The organism is Rhodococcus sp. R1101, from assembly GCF_000278445.1.
GTDB lineage: Bacteria > Actinomycetota > Actinomycetes > Mycobacteriales > Mycobacteriaceae > Rhodococcus > Rhodococcus gordoniae.
This window is the reverse complement of sequence record NZ_AJVB01000734.1, coordinates 1-1,276: the sequence shown is the minus strand read 5'-3', so window position 1 is coordinate 1,276 and position 1,276 is coordinate 1. Positions and strand designations below refer to the sequence as shown.

General features: G+C 66.5%; 2 protein-coding genes. Both read left to right on the top strand.

From position 1 onward, the window contains the following. The first annotated feature begins 29 nt into the window (after positions 1-29). Positions 30-866, top strand: a complete 837-nt coding sequence (locus R1101_RS0123715; RefSeq protein ID WP_016935651.1) for a mycofactocin-coupled SDR family oxidoreductase — start codon at positions 30-32, stop codon at positions 864-866. An 88-nt stretch (positions 867-954) separates the two neighbouring features. Further along, on the top strand, positions 955-1,276 hold a 322-nt coding region (locus R1101_RS28510), incomplete at its 3' end, for an ATP-binding cassette domain-containing protein (protein WP_157179206.1).

The window sequence follows — 1,276 nt, the reverse complement described above, 5'->3', positions numbered from 1 at the left end:
ACGCAACCACGCGCCGACGGAAGGACGTCATGATGGGTTTCGAGGGCAGGGTCGCATTCGTCACGGGCGCAGCGCGAGGGCAGGGTCGCTCGCATGCCGTCGCATTCGCCGAGGCCGGAGCGGATCTGGTGATCTGCGATCGGTGCACCGATTCACCGGTGGTGGGCTACCCACTGGCGACGGAGGAGGATCTGGCCGAGACGGTGCGCCTCGTCGAAGCCACCGGCCGCCGGGTCGTCTCGGCGACACTCGACACCGCCGACCGTCCGGCGATGGACGCGCTGGTAGCCCGCGCCCACGACGAATTGGGGCGTATCGACATCGCGGTCGCCAACGCCGGAGTGTCGGTGGCGGCACCGGTGCACCGCATGCCGCAGGCGATGTGGGACGAAGCGATCTCGTCGAATCTCACCGGGGTGTTCAACACCGTCGCCGCGGTGGCACCCGGGATGATCGAGCGCAATTACGGACGCATCGTGACGGTGTCGTCCATGCTCGGCCGGGCCGGCAATACCAACATGGTCGCCTATGCGGCGTCGAAGTGGGGCGTGATCGGCCTGACGAAGAGCGCGGCCCTGGACCTCGCGCAGAACGGCATCACCGTCAACGCGGTCGCTCCGGGCAACATCTCCACGCCGATGATCCACAACGACACGCTCTACGGGATGCTGCGGCCGGACCTCGAGCACCCGACCGCCGACGATGTCGCACCGGTGTTCACCTCGCTGCACGCGCAACCGGTTCCGTGGCTCGAACCTGCCGAGATCACCCGCGCAGTTCTCTTCTTCGCCGACGAGGCGTCCGCCCACATCTCCGGTACCGTGCTGCCGATCGACGCGGGCAATGCCGCGCGGGTGACCGGCTGAGCATCTGTCGATGCGATGAGAAAACCTGTCGAATCGTGTCGGTCTCTTCGTGCACACTGTGCTAGCCACCACAGTCAGGGAGACACTCATGGCCGATGCCATAGTTGCAGAAGGACTGATCAAGACATACGGACAGGTCAGGGCGCTCGACGGTGTGGATCTGCGGGTGCCGGAAGGAACGGTCACCGCGCTGCTCGGCCCCAACGGGGCCGGTAAGACCACCACGGTGCGCGTCCTGACGACACTGCTCGTTCCCGATGCCGGTCGCGCCGAGGTAGCAGGATTCGACGTCTTCACCGAGGGGCGCGCACTCCGGTCCCGGATCGGCGCGTCGGGGCGGTACGCCGCGGTCGACGAATATCTCACGGGTTTCGAGAACCTCGAGATGGTCGGTCGTCTCTACCACCTCG

Excerpts from the sequence above, each read along its gene's own strand:
- R1101_RS0123715 (WP_016935651.1), top strand. The coding sequence starts at position 30 with ATGATGGGTTTCGAGGGCAGGGTCGCATTCGTCACGGGCGCAGCGCGA.